Genomic DNA, 17,944 nt, shown 5'->3' with positions numbered 1-17,944 from the left:
TCCAATTACTTCAAATTCTTTGTAAAAAATTCATCTAGTTTTTCAAATGGTATTTTGTCTTTTTGATCATATAAAGCACAATGGTCTGCTCCAGGTACAACGACTAATTCTTTCGGTTCATCAGCAGCTTTGTATGCATCTTCTGAATAATAGAGGGAATGTGCATTCTCACCTGCAATCAACATGATCGGACGTGGTGAAATTTCTTTGATATTCGTCATTAATGGAAAATTGAAGAAAGAAAATGGGGTTATTGCTGTCCAGGCAGTCGTTGAATTGATTGATCTTGGATGATACCCACGAGGAGTTTTGTAGTATTCATAGAAACCATGCAAGATTGGATTATCAATTTCTGGAGTTAATTTTTCAGGAAGACCCTTACTTTTAATTACGTTGCCATCAGGATCAAACATTACTTCATGAGGTCCTACGGCATAAGTGCCACTTTCAGCATCTTCCCATCTTTGTTGACTAATATAGTTCATGATTTTATCTCGTTCTGCCTTGGTATAACTATCTTGATAACCACGGCTAACGCTTCTTGACATGTCGTACATTGAGGCAGTCGCAATTGCTTTGATTCGCTTGTCCGTTCCGGCAGCAGTTAAAGCCATGCCACTTAATCCACAAATGGCCATAACGCCAATTCGTTCACGATCGACATAGTCCAGTAGACCTAGAAAGTCTACACCGGCACTAAAATCCTCAGTCGAAATATCTGGTGAAGCAACGTTTCTAGGACTTCCAGAACTCTCACCAGTATAAGATGGATCAAATGCGACAGATACAAATCCCATTTTGGCAAATTCTTGTGCATAGAGACCTGATGATTGTTCTTTAACTGCTCCGAATGGTCCACTTACTACAATTGCAGCAGATTGTTTATTTTTATAATCCGTTGGCAAATACAAATGTCCTGCTAAAGTAATTCCAAATCTATTTTTGAATGTGACAGGTTGCATCTCAATTTCTGGGTAAATTTCAAAAACTCTTGTGTCTTCCATAACAAATCCCTCCAAAATTTTGCAATTAACGTTTCAAATATCAATTAACAATGATTATAATAAAATTGAATTCCTACTATGTCTAATACTTAAAGTGAAAGGATAACTATACGTTTTAGTTATGTGTGAATCATGGATCTGAGAGTTTTAAATTACTTCTTAGCAGTTGCTCAGGAAAAGAACATTAGCAATGCTTCTGAACGATTACACGTTTCCCAACCTACTATTTCTAGACAATTAAAAGACCTCGAAGAAGAATTAGGAACAAAACTATTCACGCGAGGAAATCGTGAGATAACTCTGACTAAAGATGGGGAATACCTACTCAACCAAGCAAGGCAAATTTTGACCTTAGCAAACAAGACTGTAAACAACTTGCATCAATCACATGAAATTGAGGGTTCTTTATTTATTGGTGGTGCCGAAACACAAAACATGCGATCTATCGGACGTGCCGTTACACAACTGCATGACAAATATCCGAAAATAATCACGAATATTATTAGTGAAAATGCTGACGAGGTTCACAAACAAATTGATTCTGGGCTATTAGACTTCGGCATCGTGCTTGATCCCTCAAATAATGGGGATTACAATTTTTTAAAATTACCTGGTCAGGCTACTTGGGGATTGATTATGCCAAAATCATCCAAACTGGCGACACAAAAAGCGATTAAACCTGAGGACTTGAAAAATATTAGTCTCATCATTTCCCAACAAGGCGGTGTCACCGGAGACTTAGAGAAATGGCTAGGTCATAATCTCGATGACTACAACATTGTGGCAACATATAATTTATTAACAAATGCTATCGTTCTCGTCAGATCAGGGCTTGGATATGCCTTTTGTATTGATGGCGTAATAAATTTGAACGGAACAAATCTGACTTTTGTACCTTTATCTCCGGCACAAACAGCCGGTGTAAGTTTGATTTGGTCTAAGAAATCACCAATGTCAGACTCTGCAATCGAATTTCTTAAACAAATAAAGTCATCGATTCAATTTATGAAATAAAAAAGCTAACGACAGTTTTTAAAATTTGTCGTTAGCTTTTTTCAGTTCTAATCTATCTTTTTCAGTTATCTTTCTGACTACCCGACATGGGCTGCCCATTGCTACAACGTTATCTGGGATATCTTCAGTCACAACGCTGCCGGCACCGATGACCGAATTTTCACCGATTGTCACTCCTGCAAGGACTGATACGTTGGCACCGAGCCAGACATTATTTTTTAGAGTAATGGGAGCACTTGATCCGATACCTTCTTCAGTTCGTTGTTTTGCATCTAACGAATGTCCTGCACAGGCTAGAACAACGTTGGGTGCAATAAAGGCGCCTGCTCCGATATGGATTGGTGACGTATCCAACATTGTGCAGTTGTAATTGACCACTGCTAATCCACCAAAGTGAATGTTAAAGCCGTAATCACAGTGAAAATTTGATTCAATGAAAGTTAAGTCAGTTGAATCGCCGAATAGTTTTTTCACCAACTCAGCTTTTTTCTCAGTCTCGCTAGGACGAAGGTTATTCATTTCCCAACATAATTCTTTAGCGACCATTTGCTTTTCAGTTGGCATCTCGAATTGACTAGAAACAAACGATTGATCAGACTGCATTAATTTTAAATAGTCCATGTTTACCTCACGAAAAAATCCATGCAATCAGCATGGATTAATAATTTAGTACTATTATATACTTCGTTTTTTTGAGAGATAAGAGATTAAAACTGGATCGGTCATGAAAATCTAGTATTGTCTGTTATTTATCTATCAGAAGTATTCTGATTTTAAAAACAGATTCAGCAAACATCTCGGTAGAGTGCATTGTACTAGAGTCAAGGTCAAGCCCTGACTGAAACAAACTTGTTCGTGAACATCAAGGTGACGTCTGTTATTTGGGCAATCAGAAGTATTCTGATTTTAAAAACAGATTCAGAAAACATCTCGGTAGAGTGCATCTTACTATGGTCAAGCCCTGATTGAAACACCCCAAGGTTTAATTCTATTCATGAACATCTAGGTAAAAGGCATCTTACAAGGGTCAAGCCCTGATTGAAACAAACCATGGTTTACATCTTCATTCCCATCTTTTCGTAAGAATCCATTCCTGCCATCCATAGGTCTTCTGGCTTGATGCCTCTTTCTTTTGCGAAGGCGTTCATTAATGTATCCATATCCATTAACTTGTACTTTGGCATTGGCTTGCCTGGTTCGTAGGCTTGGATCTGCGCCATCATGCCACCGTCCTCGTGCTCTATTATGTGACAGTGATACATGTATAATCCTGGCAAATCGAACCTTACTAATATTCTGACAGTTTCTCCAGGATTTACGCCGACTGTATCCTTGAATCCATGTTCATTAGGATATGGCTCTTTGCCGTCTCTACTAATAATTAGGAATTCAGTCCCGTGCATGTGGAATGGATGGACCATGCCGTGTTGTGGGTCGTTTGAATTTACAATATCCCAGTATTCAGCCTGTCCAACTGGTTGCGTAGCGTCAATTCTGCCCATTTGGAATTTCTTGCCATCGATCATGACGCCTTCGTCCATACCGCTCATGACAACTTTTCTAATCGGTATCTTTGGATCAACTTTAGGTGCCTTTACGTCAAAAAGTTTATCTGGCAAAACTGAGTTGTCTGGTGCAAATTGGTGAATCTTGAACTTAACTAATGGTGTGTCATCTGAGTACAATGTGACTACATCCCCATCATGATAGTCCTTAAAATCAATCACAATCTCAGCACGTTCAGCACATGTCAGCATTAATTTCGTCATTTCTACAGGTTCTGGCAGCAAGCTACTGTCACCAGCAATTTGCGTAAATGGCAAGTCATCGCTCAAATGCAATCTCCATTCACGACGATTGGCCCCATCAAGAATCCGCAAACGTAACTTTTGAGTTGTGACATCGAAGTATGGGTTCACAGTTCCATTGACCATTACTGTTGGACCAGTAACGCCGTCAGGGTTGTAATCGGCACGATAATCTAACTGATTATGTTCGTGGAAATGACGGTCTTGCAAAACGATTGGGATATCGTCGACACCGTAATTTTGTGGAATCGGCAAATCTTTAATGTGTTCATCCGTTACCAAAACCATTGTTGCCAAGCCATGCCAAACTTGTTCAGCAGTCGATGGACAAGGATGTGCGTGCAGCCAAGTAGTTGCTGCAGGTTGATCCAATGTGAAATCAATTTTCTTTTCCTCACCAGGATAAACTGGAGCATGGCACCCACCGTCAACGTAAGGTCCGGTAACAATCAATCCATGCCAGTGAAAAGTGGTTAATTCTGGCAAATGATTTTGCAAAGTAACGTGGACATGTTTGCCAACAGGATAAACGATGGTCTGTCCTAAAATACTGTTATTGTATCCCCACGTTTTAGTTTTTTCACCAGGTAAGATTTGGGTCTCTCCTGCTTGAGCGGTAACGGTGTAATAAATATCGTCATCCGTCTCTTTATCAGGCTTCAATAATGGTGGGACCAACAATGGCTTCTCCGGTGCATCCGAAGTTTCCAGCGGAATATAAGCCCCATCTTGATTATCAAAAGCTTTTTTATCAAAAAAATAATCGGTATAAACTTGATTTGACATTTCGAGTCCTCCTCTACAGTTCAATTCCAGTTTAGCACCGATTTATTTGTTTGATACATTTTTCACTATTAAATGATTTATTTGAAAAAATTAGTCTTCCACCAGGATCAATTGGTCGATTTTAACGTCGAAATCGTCCACGCCCCACTCAGCAGTTTCATATTCCATCACAGATGGCACTAAGGCAATCGTTGGACCCTGATATTTCTTCAAATAGCGGTCGTAATAGCCACCGCCAAAGCCCAGTCGATAATTGCTATCTTTCGCAAAAGCGACTCCTGGGACCAAAACTAAGTCAGGCTCTTGATTGACTAATTCTTCATTGTATTCTGGCTCGGGGATTCCATAAGCACTGGTGATCAATTGATCATAATCTGTGAATGGTAAAAAGGCCATTTGCCGATGTGGCATAGTTTTTGGGAGATAGACTGTTTTACCATCATGGATTGCAGCCTCGATGATGGGCTTAGTTGGGACTTCAAAAAGATTGCTGACAGTAGTAGCAATCGATTCAGCATTCTGCCACTCTGGAGTCTGTTGTAATTTATCCAACAAAACTTCTCCATCAGCCACAGTCTGTTTCTTAGCCTTTTGCAAATTCTTGATCTGTTGTTTGCGCAATTCCTTCTTATCGATAACGATCCCCTCCAAGCAATAATGTACTAATATCATAGAGGTAATAGCTAATTAAGTAAATTGATATGCAAAAAAGAACGTTACAAAATGCGAATAGATTTTGAGCATTAATGTAAATAGGTATCTAATTCGCAGTTTGAATTAGATACCTATTGCTTTTAAGCGGAGAAATCTGCGTTTTGTAACGCGTTTACGCTGCATATTTTTTTATAGAGGATCTCTAATATTATTCGTCGTACATTGCGTCTACACGTGCTTTGACAGCAATGTATTGAGCAGCTTTTCTACCTTGATGAATGATTCCCGAAATAGCTGTTCCTGAACCTGGATAATAAGGTCCGATCCACCCTCCGGCATTCAATCCTGCAGCATACAAACCTTTGATAGTACGTTCATTGTTATCCAAAACTTGGCAGTTAGTATTGATCTTGAGACCACCAATAGAACCCAAGTTAGCTTCACGATTTTCATGAACGTAGAATGGAGCCTTCAAAGGATGAATCCCAGTCAGACGACCAAATTCAGGGTCGACCTTCTTTGCAGCATTCTTGTTCCAAACGTCCAACGTATTCTGCAAGTTGCTTTCTGGAACATCCAGTAAAGTTGCCAAGTCAACGACTGAATCGGCTTTTTGCACAACGTTCTTGTCGAGGTCTTGTTTCAGTGACTCATCGGTCCAAACGCTACCTTTAGCTTTGATTGAATCGTCATCAAAAATCATGTAAGTCGATCCGCCAAGTTGCGATTCTTGTTGGAAAATTGCCCGATAAGTGTAGGCATATGTGGCGTCTTCGCATACGAAACGAAGACCTTGGCTATTAACAAATATCGACTGCATCGTTGGCACACGATTATCAGTGGCATTACCAGTTTTACTGTCAAAGTCGATCACGCCGCCCATTCCGGCCAGTCCAGCTCCTGACATTTGCCCAAGATAAATTCCGTCTCCGGTATCGGTCACCATTGAAAGACAAGCTTTATCTTTTAAGTCATGATACTGCTGAGCATTAAGGTCTCGAGCCATGCGCTCGTTGTGGTCGATGCTAGCAGTCGCCAAAATAACTCCTTCGCGGGCTTCAATATAAATGTCGCCAGATTCTTTAGTGTTGATGCAGACTCCTTTAACTTCTTTAGTACCAGGAACTTGGATCAATGAGACTACCGGAGATTCGTAACGAATCTCAGCACCATTGTTTAAAGCAGTCTTTAACAAAGCTTGAGTGAGAATAATACCGTCACCCATACCGCCTCCATTTTTATATACATGGATTCTGTCAGCAAAATCTTCATCGCTGACATAAGGAATATGGTTGTGACCGTAGACAGACTCCCACTCGATTCCCTGACGAGCTAGCCAAGCAATATTCTTCGGAGCGTTTGAAGCTAAATCTCGGACAAGTTTATGATCTACGCGATGTTCTCCTGCTTTGATCCACAAATTAGCGTGTTTTTCAGGAGTATCATCTTGGTAATCGGTAAATTCCTTTTGATACTTAGTGCCAGCAGCTTGAATAACGCCGCCAGAATAATTAGTTGTCCCACCAGGAATACCGGCTTTTTCACAAACCAAAACTGATAGACCATCTTGAGAAGCTTGGGCGGCAGCGGCTAATCCTGCACCACCAGAACCTACAACGACAATGTCGTAGCTATGATTGAAATGGATCCCTTCACTGTAATAAATTGGTTGTCTAGCTGGTGATTCTTTTGGTTGATTTAACTCATCATAATTTTCTTCATCATTTGGAACTGGCGTCTTAGAGTCTAAAGCGGCCTTCTTCGTCATTTCGCCACGATAGACTGCCAGTGCTTTGCGAACAGCTTTTTTAAAGTTAGTCGTATTGATCGATGCACCAGTAACGGCATCAACATCGGCTGTTTGTTGCTCGGCCATTTGGTCTTTCATACGATCGATAGCCAATTCGCCAGGTGTATTTGGAGCAACATTTTCACTCTCAACGTTAGTGATCTTCCCATCGGTGATTGTCACAACTGCCGTGACTGGACCGTGAAAACTTTGAGCACTACCTGTAAATGTTTTAGTATTTGTCATAAACTTACCCTCCATTCTTTGAAAGCGTTTACTGAAATACTAGCACATAAATCATAATGTCGAAATATAAATCAATAAATTAATTGTAAATGACTAATTTAAGATTAAATAATTTTAATTAATTGAGATTTTTTCTAAATATAAAAAATAGACGCTACTTTCAAGTAACGTCTATAATCTTATTTTTTAACTTTAGTGGCTTTTTTTAACCCTCGGCTAGGTTTATGCCCGCGATACTTTTCTTTCCAATACTTATTTAATTGGTCAGTTTGTTCAGGAGTGGGAAAGTTTGATATATCATTGGTTTTTCCTAACTCAGTTAAGACAAATTCGTGATTGGCAGTTTCCTTTGCAAGGTATCCTAACGAGGTCATATTGTCGATGCAAAAATCAAAGTCAGCATTAAACGGCGAATATTCACCTTGATCATTAGTTTTCGTATAACTAATATCTTCAGCCGTTAGACCATCGATTTGTTGGTCGCCAATTTCTTTTTTGATATCAGCAGCAGTCGCATTGCCACCAATATTTCGCAATGCTAAAACGATTGCTTTACCAACATCCCTACGTACGTAAACCATGGAACCCCCCCGAATCATAAATCATTTAATGAGTTAATTATACGGAAAGCTAATTAAATTTTGAAATTTTCTTGAAATATTATTTAGTTATCAATTGTTTTCGATAGGCTGATGGACTTTGCTCATACCATGATTTGAATGCTCGTGAAAACGACTCTGGATCTGAATATCCCAATAAGTAACTGACGTCCACCAAATCTAGCGACGCATCTTTCATGAATGGTTCGATCAAACTCTGCCGAGCAATTTTGACTTGTTCCGTGAATGATGTATTTAAATTCTTCAGGCTTCGTTGTAATGTCCTACGGCTAATATTCAAAGAATCAGCAATCTCATCAATTCCAAATTCACCACTAGGAATCTTTTTTAAAAGCAATGCCTGTAAATTCTCCACTAAAGATTTGTGGCTCTGTATTTCCAGTTTTCGCCGATCCAATTCTGGTCGAATAAATTCCCACATCACATTATTTGCAGAGATGAAGTTCTTTTGAAGATCTTCATTTAAAAATTCGATTGTATTTTGTTTGGCCATGAGCGGCTCGATTCCAAATTCGTTAGAAATTTTGCCATATTGATATTTACTAGCGACTTGCACTGGTTTGACATCTTCCGAAGTTCCCACTCTCAATAAACTTAACAACAGCAATTGTTCAGTCATCACAGTGAATCTAGGCACTTCAAAATCTATACCATTCCCAACAATTTGAACACTAGTCGTCGTTTGGCTTTTCGTTATATTGAGTTTTACAGGACCGACCAAAGCTTTGTAATCAGCCAATCGTTGAATTGCCTCGGCACCATTTCTCGCAGATAAGGCGGCGAAAAATGATGGCATTAAACTATTAATTTTTTTAATATCAGAGAAGTTTACGATTGTTTCATCAGACAGCTCATTATCCAATTCATTCATCAATTTCCAATACTCGCTGTCATTTAACTCGATATTTTCTTTCCAAATGACCTTATTAACTCCACCCCGTTGCAAGGTGTCATTTAAGTCGATCCCTAGACTCTTCATAAAATCTTGAAATTGGTCTGAAATCATTATCCGCATATTATCACCTATATCTATTGATTAGTTTCATTATATCTTAGCTTGCATGTTTCATAATAAAATCGAATGCTCTGGTCGGTAAAATCGTTTTTGCAAAAACTAAAGGTTTAGCACCCATTCCAATTAGATATCTTGGTCTAGGGTGTCTTGAATTAACTGCCTTTGACATTGCCTTTGAAATAATCTTTGGATCAGACATCATGTTTGAAGAATATTGTTTTCTCATGCCATTTGCTGCCTTATCAGCTTGTTGTTCGTAAGCTCCACCTTTAGCTGATTCTTCCAAATGATCAGCCGCAATAAAGCCCCAATTAGTTTTGATGCCACCTGGTTCGATCAAAGAAACTTTGATACCAAAGTCGGCTGTTTCCATACGTAATGCATCACTAAATGCTTCAACTGCATATTTTGTAGCATGGTACCAAGCTCCCATGTAGCTGACGATTCGACCACCCATTGATGAAGTGTTGATGATGCGTCCGCTTTGTTGTGCTCTCATATAAGGAAGAACTAGTTGTGTTAAACGGGCCATTCCAAAAAGATTAACATCAAATTGACGCTTAGCTTCTTCTAGGTCGACATCTTCAACTGCACCATATGAACCATAACCAGCATTATTGATCAAAACATCAATGCGACCTTCTTGCTTGATAATCTCCGAGACAGCTTTTTCCATTGACTCGTCGTTTGTAACATCCAATGAAATTGGTTTAACACCGTACTGCTTTAAGGTATTCAATTTGTCCAGACGTCTGGCAGCTCCATACACTACATGGCCTTCTTTTGCTAAAACTTCTGCTGTTTGATAACCAATACCACTACTTGCACCTGTAATTAAAATAACTGACATATTTATATCCTCCATGAATGAAACATTGTTTTGTTGTTAGTTGATAAATATATAGTAACGTCAAAACATGACATTCTGAATGATATGAAGTGACACACTACTAGCAAATCGTGCCAACGGTCATGTAAAAAATGCCTTGGACTTTTTTCCAAGACATTTAATCGATTCAAATAAGTCATTAATGAAGCAACGGCATGACAAATTTTTCCCACAATGACGAAATTGGCATGATCACTAGCATTATCGGGATCATATCCGCGGTCGGAAACATTTTTATCTTGGCAATTCTAAACCCGCTGGCTAGCATCAATACGCCACCAGCGGCTTTGAAATCAAGAATCATATCAGGTGTCGTCAATGGGACAATCACTTGTGCAAGTGAAAAAATCACCATCAAAATAATAAATTGCGGTACTGCAATCAAGCTAACGACAGCCCCTAAGCTGGCACCAAAAATAAAGGCACAGAAAAAATCTAAGATCGATTTTGAAATCAAGATCGTGGCATCGCCACTGATACCTTCAGTCAAAGTACCGTATATTCCTGTTCCACTAGCACAAAAGAGAACAATGATTGTAACTAAAGTCGTATCAAATAACTCTTGGTCCATTTTGTTAGGAACGCTCAAAAAGTGCGATACCAACTGTTGCATACCTTGTGCACCACGATTGATAGCTTTTCCAAAATGGCAAATAATACCTAAACCAGTTCCAATCACGACTGCAAAAATTACTGCTGCCAAATTTTTCATCGGAGCAATGGCGTAAATTCCCATGGTGATCGAACAAATACTAAAAGCCATGTTTAATCCATTTTTAAACTCATCGGACATGATGTGACCAATCAGAGCACCCCCTAGTCCTCCGAAAAAAATTGAAAATACGTTAACAATGACGCCAATCGGCATTTCTAAAACTCCCCGCTGTCTAAAAATCACTACAGACAATAGTCTAATTGTCCAAAAAACAGAGAACAATTCAGTTTTAGTGCTAAACTATTCAGATTATGAATAGTTGGGGGATTATTATGGATACTCGGAAATTGGCAATTTTTAACGATCTGGCAGAAACGCAAAATTATAGCCGAACAGCTGAAAGAATGTTTCTGTCACAGTCAACTATTTCTAAACACATTATGTCCTTGGAAAAAGAATGGGACGTCAAACTCTTCATTAGGGTTCATCGACAAGTAAAACTTACTAGCGCTGGAAAACTGCTCTTGCCTAAAGTAAAGAAAGTGCTCGAACAGTCCAACGACCTGCAGCAAATGATTGAAGACCAAGTTTGGCTGACAGAACGTCCGCTAATAATCCAAGAATTGCCGTCATTTTCGCATTATCAAGGGTCACAGATGGTGGCAAACTTTATGGCAGAATATCCCCAAATAAAAATTAAATTCAGTGAGAATAACGTCGACCAACTAGAACATGCTTTAGATCAAAAAAATGTTGACGTTGTCTTCACACGCATTTTTCATAATAATTTTCCCGCCTACAACCTACTGAAAAACGAGACCGATGAACTAGTCGTCTTGATGTCGAAAGACAATTCGTTATCCCAACAGGTTAGTGTCACTATCGACCAACTAAAAACTCAACCATTGTTGCTTTTTAAAGATGGAATCAGTAAATCTAATCCTGTTTATAATGAGTTGCAAGACATTTGTGCGTCTGCAAAAATTTCATACGATGGTCAGCAAAAAGGATTGATCCTCGATATGATCAATCAAAACATTGGCGTTTCAGTCGCAATGAATGGTTCGGTTGACCTCACCGATTATCCGCAGATCAAGGCGGTGCCACTGGAACCAAAAATTAAAAATCATTTGGCGTTTATGAAACAACGTGACAATACATCGGCCGTAGTATCGCTGTTTTGGAAATTCCTTGAAGAACAAACGCATCAATTTTTTGCAAAATAAAACGCCCTAAGATTTCTCTTAAGACGCTACTTACTACCACTTATATTGCACAGGATTCTTCATATATTTGTCGTAAATATCACGGACGATACCCATTTGTTCATGGGTGAAGGCTGGCAAGTCTGCTGCGGCAACATTTTTTTCAATTTGTTCAGGCTTTGATGCACCTGGAATTACCGTGCTAACAGCATCTGACATCAAGATATATCTCAGTGCCATTTGAGCCAGCTTGTCGCCGGCGCCTAATTTAGCATCCAACTCTTGAGCTGCTTTGACACCAGTTGCGTAATCTACACCAGAGAAGGTTTCGCCGGCATCGAATTCTTCACCATGACGGTTGGTCGTGCGGTGATCGTTTTTGCCGAATGTTGTATTCATCGTGTATTTACCACTCAACAACCCACTAGCAAGTGGCACACGGGCAATGATACCGACGTCATGCTCTTTAGCCATTCTGAAGAAATTATCGGCTGGACGTAAACGGAACATGTTATAGATGATTTCAACTGAAGAAATGTCGTAATCCAAAGCCTTCATAGCTTCTTCTACTTTTTCAACTGAAACGCCGTAGTTCTTGATCTTACCTTCTTTTTTCAACTTGTCCATCGTGAAAAATACTTCTGGTTCATAAAAAACAGGTGTTGGTGGACAGTGCAGCAAAACGTTGTCCAAGGCATCAACGTCAAGATTTGTGAGGCAGTCTTCAACAAACTTCGTCAAGTTCTTTTCGTTGTAGCCTTCTGCAACATGCGGATCTAAACGGCGACCGACTTTAGTGGAAACAAAGACCTTGTCGCCTTTTCCCTTGATGAATTTTGCCAAAGCACGTTGGCTTTCGCCATCTTGATAAACATCGGCTGTGTCAAAAAAGTTGACGCCGTTGTCCCAGGCAGCTTCAAGTGTCTTTTGAGCATCGTCTTCTGAAAATGGGTCGCCCCATTTTGAACCTAATTGCCAAGTACCCAACGATACTTCAGATGCATTAAAGTTAGTTTTTCCAAATCTACGATATTTCATGGTAGTCTCCTTAGAAGTATTAATTGAACTAAGCATACTCGTTAGAGCATAGTCGAAGTCAAATTTTTTACTAGTAGGCTTTACACAATAGTTCATCAGTGCTAATATGTATTACATACTAGTGAGGAAATAATCATGAATAATTCCCAATTGCTAAAGGGCGTCCTGCAAGGATGCGTCCTAATGGTTATCTCAAAAAAAGACGTCTACGGATACGAGTTAGTCCAACGGCTGCAAGAACTGGGCTTCACCGATATTATCGGCGGGACCGTTTATCCGCTCCTGCAAAAATTGGAAAAGAATGGTCAATTAACTAGCGTTCGCAAGGCATCTTCTGAGGGACCAACCAGGAAATACTATTCAATTACCCAACAAGGACGTGACCAGATCGGCGAATTCATTGACCAGTGGCAAGCTCTTGAAACTGTAGTAAATCAAATAATCTCGACAAAAGACGGTGACGACAATGGCAAATAAAGTTTCAAAAATAATCGACGAAAACAATCAATTGCGCCAGCAATTAAATGACCAAAATAAAGAATATTATGAAAAATTACTGATCTACGTTAGGTCAGCAGGATTTTTCTATGACGACAACGAAGTCGAAAGTAGCTTGCTGGAAATTCTCAAGGACATCATTGATGCGCAAAAAGATTATAAAAATGCCGAAGAATATCTGGGGAAAAATCCATCTGAAGTCGCCGACGAATTGATTGCTAACTATACTAAGATCAGCCTTTTTGAACGTGTTAAATTCATTGGCCTGCTCTTTGGTATCAGTGTTATCTGGACTCTGATCACGCAATTCAGCAGTTCTAATCACGAGATCAATCTAATGCCATTTATCTTAAACGGTGTCTTCATGATTGCCTTAACCGCTGGTATGATGTGGTTCGTTCACCAAACTACCTATCGCAAGCTATTCGACAATAAAAAAATCGAATATACCGCTGCCGGGATTTTTGGAGTCGTGGTGATTGCTATCTTCGCCGGAATTTTATTCATCACGCCATCATTTATGAGTTTCAGCATCAACAATGGCGGTATCGTCTTCGTCAATGTTATCGTGATTGTTGCCTGCTTGGTTGGAATCTACTTTTTACCAGATACTTACGAACAGATTCTGATTGCCGCAATGCCAGTAATTTTGATCATCACCCTATTGAACATCATCAAAACTTTTGGCTTGCCTTATTACGTTATTAAACAAGTTTCAACGATTGCAATCATCTTATTGATTCTCGGGATCTTCTGGTTTGGCGCCGTCTTTTGGCACTCAACTCAACAAGATAATAAGAAATAAAAAATGGAATACCAGCTGGTATTCCATTTTTTTAACCTTCTAAATTATGCTTGCGTCTTTGATACTCGTCGTCGGTCATATTACCCTTAGCATATTCTTCTTTTAAAATTTCTAAGGCATTCTTTTGTTTAGCTAACTTAGTATGATCGCCACTGAAAAAGTAGACGAACGCAAAGATGATCATTAATACTGCTAGACCGGTGATAAACATTCCACCGCCCATGAAGCCCATTCCAGAACCGAATAAACCTGAACAAAATGTTGAACCCATCATGATTAGACATCTCCTTTTATTGACTTCAAAGTCATTATAATTTGATTATCGAATAACTAAAAATAATTGAATTGTTTAATTCTTTAGCAAAAAGTCAGTCGCGATTTTCACTGCTCTTTGCTGGCTATTGCCAACGGTGTAGACGTGGTCTCCTTGTGGCAACAGATGCAGGGTACTGTTTTGATAGATCTCGTCATATTTTTCAGAAGCACTTGGATCGACAATCTTATCATCAGTCCCATGGATCAGACAAACTGGCCCCTGATACAGCTTTGAAACTTCATAAATCGGCAAGCTCTTGTTTGTACGCAGGTAAAATCCACCAACGACCTTGCTGCCAAAGTCATGCAATTCGTCTGGAACATTGACCGGGTCGTACTTAACTCCCAGTACTTCGCCCTTTTCGGCATCAGATTTAAGCGTTGCTGCTGGTGAGAGCAAAATCAATTTTGCGACCTTATCTGGATAGTAGCCGGCAAACATACTTGCGACGACGCCACCTTGAGAGTGACCGACTAAATAAATATTTTGCACGCCTTCGACTTTTTGGGCGTATTCATAAATTGCTTGAGCATCAGCCAATTCACTCATGACCGTCATATCTTGGAAGCGGCCGTCGCTTTGGCCATGTCCATCAAAGTCGCAACGCAAAGTTGCCATACCTTTGTCTTCGAAACTTTCGGCTAATTGATACAACAAAGTACTAGGGAAATCACCTTTATTGCCCATGAAACCGTGCATTAGAATCACCAAATCAAACTTGTCAGTATCTGGTTTATTAAAAATTCCGCGTAACGTTAATCCGTCTCTAGTTATTTCTACTTTCATTTTTACCATCCTCATGTGATTGTAAGCGTTCTCTATGATTCCATTATAATATGAGAATCAACTTATTAATATCAAACCTAACAAGTTTTTAATAAGTGTGGAAATGTCATGAGATATACAAAATTTATGCTATACTGAAATCACAATTGAATACGAAACATTTGGGGTGCACAAACGCTGAGATTATACCCATTGAACCTGACACGGCCAACACCGGCGAAGGAAAATGTGAAACCATTTTATGGTCTTTTTGTGCCCGTCATTAGATTAATGACAGGCATTTTTTATTGGTCAAGCTCCCCGAATTTTCGATTCAAAATTTTATTAAGGAGTTTCTTATGATCAATTCTTCCAAGACTCAAAAGTTAACTATCCTGGCAATGATGATTGCTTTGGATGTTGTACTTTCTCCAATTTTTCGAATCGAAGGTATGGCACCTATGTCTAGTGTTTTAAACGTCATTGGTGCTGCCATGTTAGGACCTTATTATGTAGCTATCATGGCATTAGTTTGTGCCATTATCCGTATGACGATGATGGGAATCCCACCACTAGCCTTAACCGGTGCCTTCTTTGGAGCCCTATTGGCTGGGATCGGCTATCGCTATACTCATAAGATTTGGGGTGCAATGCTCGGAGAAATCATCGGAACCGGTTTGATTGGTTCATTGGCATCATTCCCTGTCATGGTATGGTTCACTGGCAATTCAAACGGTATGTATTGGTTCTTATATACACCAAGATTCTTTGGTGGTGCAATCTCTGGTTCGATCATTGCGTTTCTAGTTTTGTACAAGTTAAAAGACACGCGTACATTCCTACGTGTTCAATCCTTATTCCAAGAGGCCAAACATGGAAAATTACAGTCGAAATAACTTTTTTACTCAATTTGTTAAAGACAGCTTTCCAATTCAAAATGCAACATTAGTTCACTGCATTACCAACGAGATCACTGAAGAGTCAGTCGCTAATGCCTTGTTATATATCAATGCTAAACCAGTAATGGCTTCTGACACCCGTGAATTTTCAGACTTTTTCAGCCAAACTGATAGCCTATTTTTGAATCTAGGACACATTTCACCAGAACGAGAGGAGACACTTTTTCAAGCTGGAAAAATGGCAGATGAGACCGATACGCCCTTTGTTGTTGATCTAGTGGGAATTGCATCTTCTACAATTAGATACAATTTGGCATTTAAACTATCGGAACTGGCTCCAACGATCATTAAGGGAAATACTTCTGAAATGAGAGCTTTTTGCAACTTAGATAGTGAAGCACGCGGCGTCGATGCCTCAATTGAAGACCAGGCAGATGCTGCAATTGACGAACTGTTGCACGCCATGAAAGGTCTGGCTAGTCGTCATCCAGAAACTACTTTTATTGCTACTGGTGAAACTGATTTGGTCGTTTGCGACGGCAGTTGCTTTGAGCTACATAACGGTGTCCCGGAACTCGACCGTTTTACTGGTACTGGAGATATCGTTGGTGCAATGATGGCAGCCTTGATCAAGAACAATCACGAAGGATTGGCGGCTGGAATCAGTGCCATCAGTTATCTTAATATCTGTGCGGAAAATGCCAGTCAAATCACCGAGGGCTTGGCTGACTTCCGTCAACAAACTCTCAATCAACTATCTCTTTTAATGAACAATGACTATTGGTTTGAAGCAATCAGAGGTGCAGTCCATGCTTGATCTGAGTCTTTATTTAGTCACTGCTCGATACGATTATTCTGATGAAAAATTTTTACGGATCATCAATGAAGCTTGTCGTGCTGGCGTGACAATGGTCCAATTGCGAGAGAAAAATGCGACCACTAGAGAAATTTTTGAATTAGCCTTAAAAGTTAAACAAATTACCGATTCTTATCAAATCCCCCTGATAATTGACGATCGGATTGATATTTGTTTAGCAGTCGATGCCTCAGGAGTACACATTGGAGACAACGAAATGCCAATTGGAATTTCTCGAAAGTTACTCGGTCCAAATAAAATTCTAGGTGTTTCGGCCAAAACTTTAGCACGTGCTAAAAAAGCTGAACAACTAGGAGCTGATTATTTAGGAACTGGAGCCATCTTTCCGACACAAACTAAGGTCATCACTAAACATACTGAAATAACAACCCTCAATGAAATTGCACAAAACGTCAACATCCCTGTCGTTGCCATCGGCGGGATCAAGACTACTAATGTGCAAGCCTTTCATGACATCCCCATTGCTGGAGTGGCAGTGGTTAGTGGAATTATGAAGGTTGATAACGTTGAAGAAACTGTTCAAGAATTATTAAATCGATAGAGCAAAGGTGTGGCCAATTGTAGGTCACACCTTTTATTATTTCTCCTGATAAATATGAATATAAACTTTGATCGGTAAGTCTGCCAAATACTTTTCCATTAAGGGTTTAACTTGTTTATCCCAATTGAGGCCACCATTTCCGGCACCTAATTGTGGAAAGGAAATCGACTCTATCTCTTTTTGTTTATAAGTCTCGACAAATTTTTGCAAACCTAGTTCCAAGTATTTGATTTTAGATTTACTGCGCCAATTCTTTTTCGTTGGGAAATTTAAGATCCACTTGTCATCAGATTTATAAAGATACAACTTGCCCACAGTCAGGCTTCCATCTTCACAGTATTGCTTATATTTAGTGAACATATCTGGATACGTTTTTTTACATTCCAATGCAATTCCCTTGCCCATGACACCAACAGTATTAACTGTGTTGACTATAACTTGTGCTGGACTATCGAGTAAATTTTGATCAACATATTCTAGCGGCATATTTTCCTCCATTTTTATTAAAACTATTTGTTTA

Annotated in this window: 20 protein-coding genes and 1 riboswitch; of the genes, 7 read left to right on the top strand and 13 right to left on the bottom strand. The window is 39.4% G+C overall.

Annotation, left to right across the window (positions count from 1 at the left end):
- Positions 1-5: 5 nt before the first annotated feature.
- On the bottom strand, positions 6-1,004 hold the full coding sequence (locus LKF16_RS09220; RefSeq protein ID WP_291470764.1) for an alpha/beta hydrolase: 999 nt from the start codon (positions 1,002-1,004) through the stop codon (positions 6-8).
- A 132-nt stretch (positions 1,005-1,136) separates the two neighbouring features.
- Between LKF16_RS09220 and LKF16_RS09215 the strand changes: the two genes are divergently transcribed.
- Positions 1,137-2,018 (top strand): LysR family transcriptional regulator, encoded by an 882-nt coding sequence (locus LKF16_RS09215; RefSeq protein WP_291470762.1) that lies wholly within the window; start codon positions 1,137-1,139, stop codon positions 2,016-2,018.
- Positions 2,019-2,036: 18 nt separating this feature from the next.
- Here LKF16_RS09215 and LKF16_RS09210 read toward each other — a convergent pair whose 3' ends face one another.
- The 8 genes from LKF16_RS09210 to LKF16_RS09175 all read right to left on the bottom strand — a co-directional run bounded on the left by LKF16_RS09210 (position 2,037) and on the right by LKF16_RS09175 (position 10,693).
- On the bottom strand, positions 2,037-2,639 hold the full coding sequence (locus tag LKF16_RS09210; protein ID WP_291470760.1) for a sugar O-acetyltransferase: 603 nt from the start codon (positions 2,637-2,639) through the stop codon (positions 2,037-2,039).
- Positions 2,640-3,073: 434 nt separating this feature from the next.
- Positions 3,074-4,612 carry a multicopper oxidase family protein gene (locus LKF16_RS09205; RefSeq protein WP_291470744.1) on the bottom strand — a complete coding sequence of 513 codons (1,539 nt, stop codon included), beginning with the start codon at positions 4,610-4,612 and terminating at the stop codon, positions 3,074-3,076.
- 90 nt (positions 4,613-4,702) lie between these two features.
- A complete protein-coding gene (locus LKF16_RS09200; protein WP_291470742.1) occupies positions 4,703-5,263 on the bottom strand; it encodes a 5-formyltetrahydrofolate cyclo-ligase in 561 nt (186 codons plus the stop codon).
- Positions 5,264-5,474: 211 nt separating this feature from the next.
- Positions 5,475-7,301: an FAD-dependent oxidoreductase gene (locus LKF16_RS09195; protein ID WP_291470740.1), complete on the bottom strand. Its 1,827-nt coding sequence runs from the start codon at positions 7,299-7,301 to the stop codon at positions 5,475-5,477.
- 179 nt (positions 7,302-7,480) lie between these two features.
- Positions 7,481-7,882: a hypothetical protein gene (locus tag LKF16_RS09190; protein ID WP_291470738.1), complete on the bottom strand. Its 402-nt coding sequence runs from the start codon at positions 7,880-7,882 to the stop codon at positions 7,481-7,483.
- Positions 7,883-7,961: 79 nt separating this feature from the next.
- The gene (locus LKF16_RS09185) at positions 7,962-8,936 is read right to left on the bottom strand and encodes a helix-turn-helix domain-containing protein (protein WP_291470736.1); all 975 of its coding nucleotides are present in this window, start codon (positions 8,934-8,936) and stop codon (positions 7,962-7,964) included.
- 37 nt (positions 8,937-8,973) lie between these two features.
- Positions 8,974-9,786: an oxidoreductase gene (locus tag LKF16_RS09180; protein WP_291470734.1), complete on the bottom strand. Its 813-nt coding sequence runs from the start codon at positions 9,784-9,786 to the stop codon at positions 8,974-8,976.
- A gap of 178 nt (positions 9,787-9,964) precedes the next feature.
- The gene (locus LKF16_RS09175; protein WP_291470732.1) at positions 9,965-10,693 is read right to left on the bottom strand and encodes a DUF554 domain-containing protein; all 729 of its coding nucleotides are present in this window, start codon (positions 10,691-10,693) and stop codon (positions 9,965-9,967) included.
- A gap of 119 nt (positions 10,694-10,812) precedes the next feature.
- Here LKF16_RS09175 and LKF16_RS09170 point away from each other — a divergent pair, with 119 nt between their 5' ends.
- Positions 10,813-11,706: a LysR family transcriptional regulator gene (locus tag LKF16_RS09170; RefSeq protein ID WP_291470730.1), complete on the top strand. Its 894-nt coding sequence runs from the start codon at positions 10,813-10,815 to the stop codon at positions 11,704-11,706.
- Positions 11,707-11,739: 33 nt separating this feature from the next.
- Here the strand turns inward: LKF16_RS09170 and LKF16_RS09165 are convergent, their stop codons facing one another.
- Positions 11,740-12,723, bottom strand: a complete 984-nt coding sequence (locus LKF16_RS09165) for an aldo/keto reductase (protein WP_291470728.1) — start codon at positions 12,721-12,723, stop codon at positions 11,740-11,742.
- 135 nt (positions 12,724-12,858) lie between these two features.
- On the opposite strand from LKF16_RS09165, the gene LKF16_RS09160 reads away from it, so the two are divergent.
- Together LKF16_RS09160 and LKF16_RS09155 are read left to right on the top strand one after the other, a co-directional pair.
- Complete coding sequence (locus LKF16_RS09160) at positions 12,859-13,200, top strand: PadR family transcriptional regulator (protein WP_291470725.1); 342 nt, start codon at positions 12,859-12,861, stop codon at positions 13,198-13,200.
- Positions 13,190-14,026: a hypothetical protein gene (locus LKF16_RS09155; protein WP_291470724.1), complete on the top strand. Its 837-nt coding sequence runs from the start codon at positions 13,190-13,192 to the stop codon at positions 14,024-14,026. Before LKF16_RS09160 ends, LKF16_RS09155 begins: the two co-directional genes overlap by 11 nt.
- Before the next feature lie 31 nt (positions 14,027-14,057).
- Here LKF16_RS09155 and LKF16_RS09150 read toward each other — a convergent pair whose 3' ends face one another.
- Positions 14,058-14,300 carry a hypothetical protein gene (locus tag LKF16_RS09150; RefSeq protein WP_291470722.1) on the bottom strand — a complete coding sequence of 81 codons (243 nt, stop codon included), beginning with the start codon at positions 14,298-14,300 and terminating at the stop codon, positions 14,058-14,060.
- Positions 14,301-14,375: 75 nt separating this feature from the next.
- Positions 14,376-15,128 carry an alpha/beta hydrolase gene (locus LKF16_RS09145; protein ID WP_291470720.1) on the bottom strand — a complete coding sequence of 251 codons (753 nt, stop codon included), beginning with the start codon at positions 15,126-15,128 and terminating at the stop codon, positions 14,376-14,378.
- Positions 15,129-15,280: 152 nt separating this feature from the next.
- A riboswitch (TPP riboswitch) is annotated at positions 15,281-15,370 on the top strand.
- Positions 15,371-15,469: 99 nt separating this feature from the next.
- Here LKF16_RS09145 and thiW point away from each other — a divergent pair.
- Genes thiW through thiE form a run of 3 tightly spaced genes read left to right on the top strand, consistent with a single transcriptional unit; the run spans position 15,470 to position 17,424 of the window.
- Positions 15,470-16,003, top strand: a complete 534-nt coding sequence (thiW, locus tag LKF16_RS09140; RefSeq protein WP_291471079.1) for an energy coupling factor transporter S component ThiW — start codon at positions 15,470-15,472, stop codon at positions 16,001-16,003.
- A complete protein-coding gene (locus LKF16_RS09135) occupies positions 15,981-16,823 on the top strand; it encodes a hydroxyethylthiazole kinase (protein ID WP_291470718.1) in 843 nt (280 codons plus the stop codon). The genes thiW and LKF16_RS09135 overlap by 23 nt, the downstream gene beginning before the upstream one ends.
- Complete coding sequence (gene thiE / locus LKF16_RS09130; RefSeq protein WP_291470716.1) at positions 16,816-17,424, top strand: thiamine phosphate synthase; 609 nt, start codon at positions 16,816-16,818, stop codon at positions 17,422-17,424. Before LKF16_RS09135 ends, thiE begins: the two co-directional genes overlap by 8 nt.
- Positions 17,425-17,460: 36 nt before the next feature.
- Here thiE and LKF16_RS09125 read toward each other — a convergent pair whose 3' ends face one another.
- The gene (locus LKF16_RS09125; protein ID WP_291470714.1) at positions 17,461-17,910 is read right to left on the bottom strand and encodes a macro domain-containing protein; all 450 of its coding nucleotides are present in this window, start codon (positions 17,908-17,910) and stop codon (positions 17,461-17,463) included.
- Between the last annotated feature and the right edge of the window lie 34 nt (positions 17,911-17,944).

The organism is Companilactobacillus sp., assembly GCF_022484265.1.
In the GTDB taxonomy this organism is placed as follows: Bacteria; Bacillota; Bacilli; order Lactobacillales; family Lactobacillaceae; genus Companilactobacillus.
Note: the sequence above shows the minus strand (reverse complement) of the source record. Positions and strands in the feature narration are given on the sequence as shown.

Coding starts and splice junctions, on each gene's coding strand:
- LKF16_RS09125 (WP_291470714.1), bottom strand. CDS start 17,910: ATGCCGCTAGAATATGTTGATCAAAATTTACTCGATAGTCCAGCACAA.
- LKF16_RS09185 (WP_291470736.1), bottom strand. CDS start 8,936: ATGCGGATAATGATTTCAGACCAATTTCAAGATTTTATGAAGAGTCTA.
- LKF16_RS09160 (WP_291470725.1), top strand. CDS start 12,859: ATGAATAATTCCCAATTGCTAAAGGGCGTCCTGCAAGGATGCGTCCTA.
- LKF16_RS09175 (WP_291470732.1), bottom strand. CDS start 10,693: ATGCCGATTGGCGTCATTGTTAACGTATTTTCAATTTTTTTCGGAGGA.
- LKF16_RS09205 (WP_291470744.1), bottom strand. CDS start 4,612: ATGTCAAATCAAGTTTATACCGATTATTTTTTTGATAAAAAAGCTTTT.
- LKF16_RS09150 (WP_291470722.1), bottom strand. CDS start 14,300: ATGATGGGTTCAACATTTTGTTCAGGTTTATTCGGTTCTGGAATGGGC.
- LKF16_RS09170 (WP_291470730.1), top strand. CDS start 10,813: ATGGATACTCGGAAATTGGCAATTTTTAACGATCTGGCAGAAACGCAA.
- LKF16_RS09190 (WP_291470738.1), bottom strand. CDS start 7,882: ATGGTTTACGTACGTAGGGATGTTGGTAAAGCAATCGTTTTAGCATTG.
- LKF16_RS09215 (WP_291470762.1), top strand. CDS start 1,137: ATGGATCTGAGAGTTTTAAATTACTTCTTAGCAGTTGCTCAGGAAAAG.
- LKF16_RS09155 (WP_291470724.1), top strand. CDS start 13,190: ATGGCAAATAAAGTTTCAAAAATAATCGACGAAAACAATCAATTGCGC.
- LKF16_RS09145 (WP_291470720.1), bottom strand. CDS start 15,128: ATGAAAGTAGAAATAACTAGAGACGGATTAACGTTACGCGGAATTTTT.
- LKF16_RS09135 (WP_291470718.1), top strand. CDS start 15,981: ATGGAAAATTACAGTCGAAATAACTTTTTTACTCAATTTGTTAAAGAC.
- LKF16_RS09195 (WP_291470740.1), bottom strand. CDS start 7,301: ATGACAAATACTAAAACATTTACAGGTAGTGCTCAAAGTTTTCACGGT.
- thiE (WP_291470716.1), top strand. CDS start 16,816: ATGCTTGATCTGAGTCTTTATTTAGTCACTGCTCGATACGATTATTCT.
- LKF16_RS09220 (WP_291470764.1), bottom strand. CDS start 1,004: ATGGAAGACACAAGAGTTTTTGAAATTTACCCAGAAATTGAGATGCAA.
- LKF16_RS09165 (WP_291470728.1), bottom strand. CDS start 12,723: ATGAAATATCGTAGATTTGGAAAAACTAACTTTAATGCATCTGAAGTA.
- LKF16_RS09210 (WP_291470760.1), bottom strand. CDS start 2,639: ATGGACTATTTAAAATTAATGCAGTCTGATCAATCGTTTGTTTCTAGT.
- LKF16_RS09180 (WP_291470734.1), bottom strand. CDS start 9,786: ATGTCAGTTATTTTAATTACAGGTGCAAGTAGTGGTATTGGTTATCAA.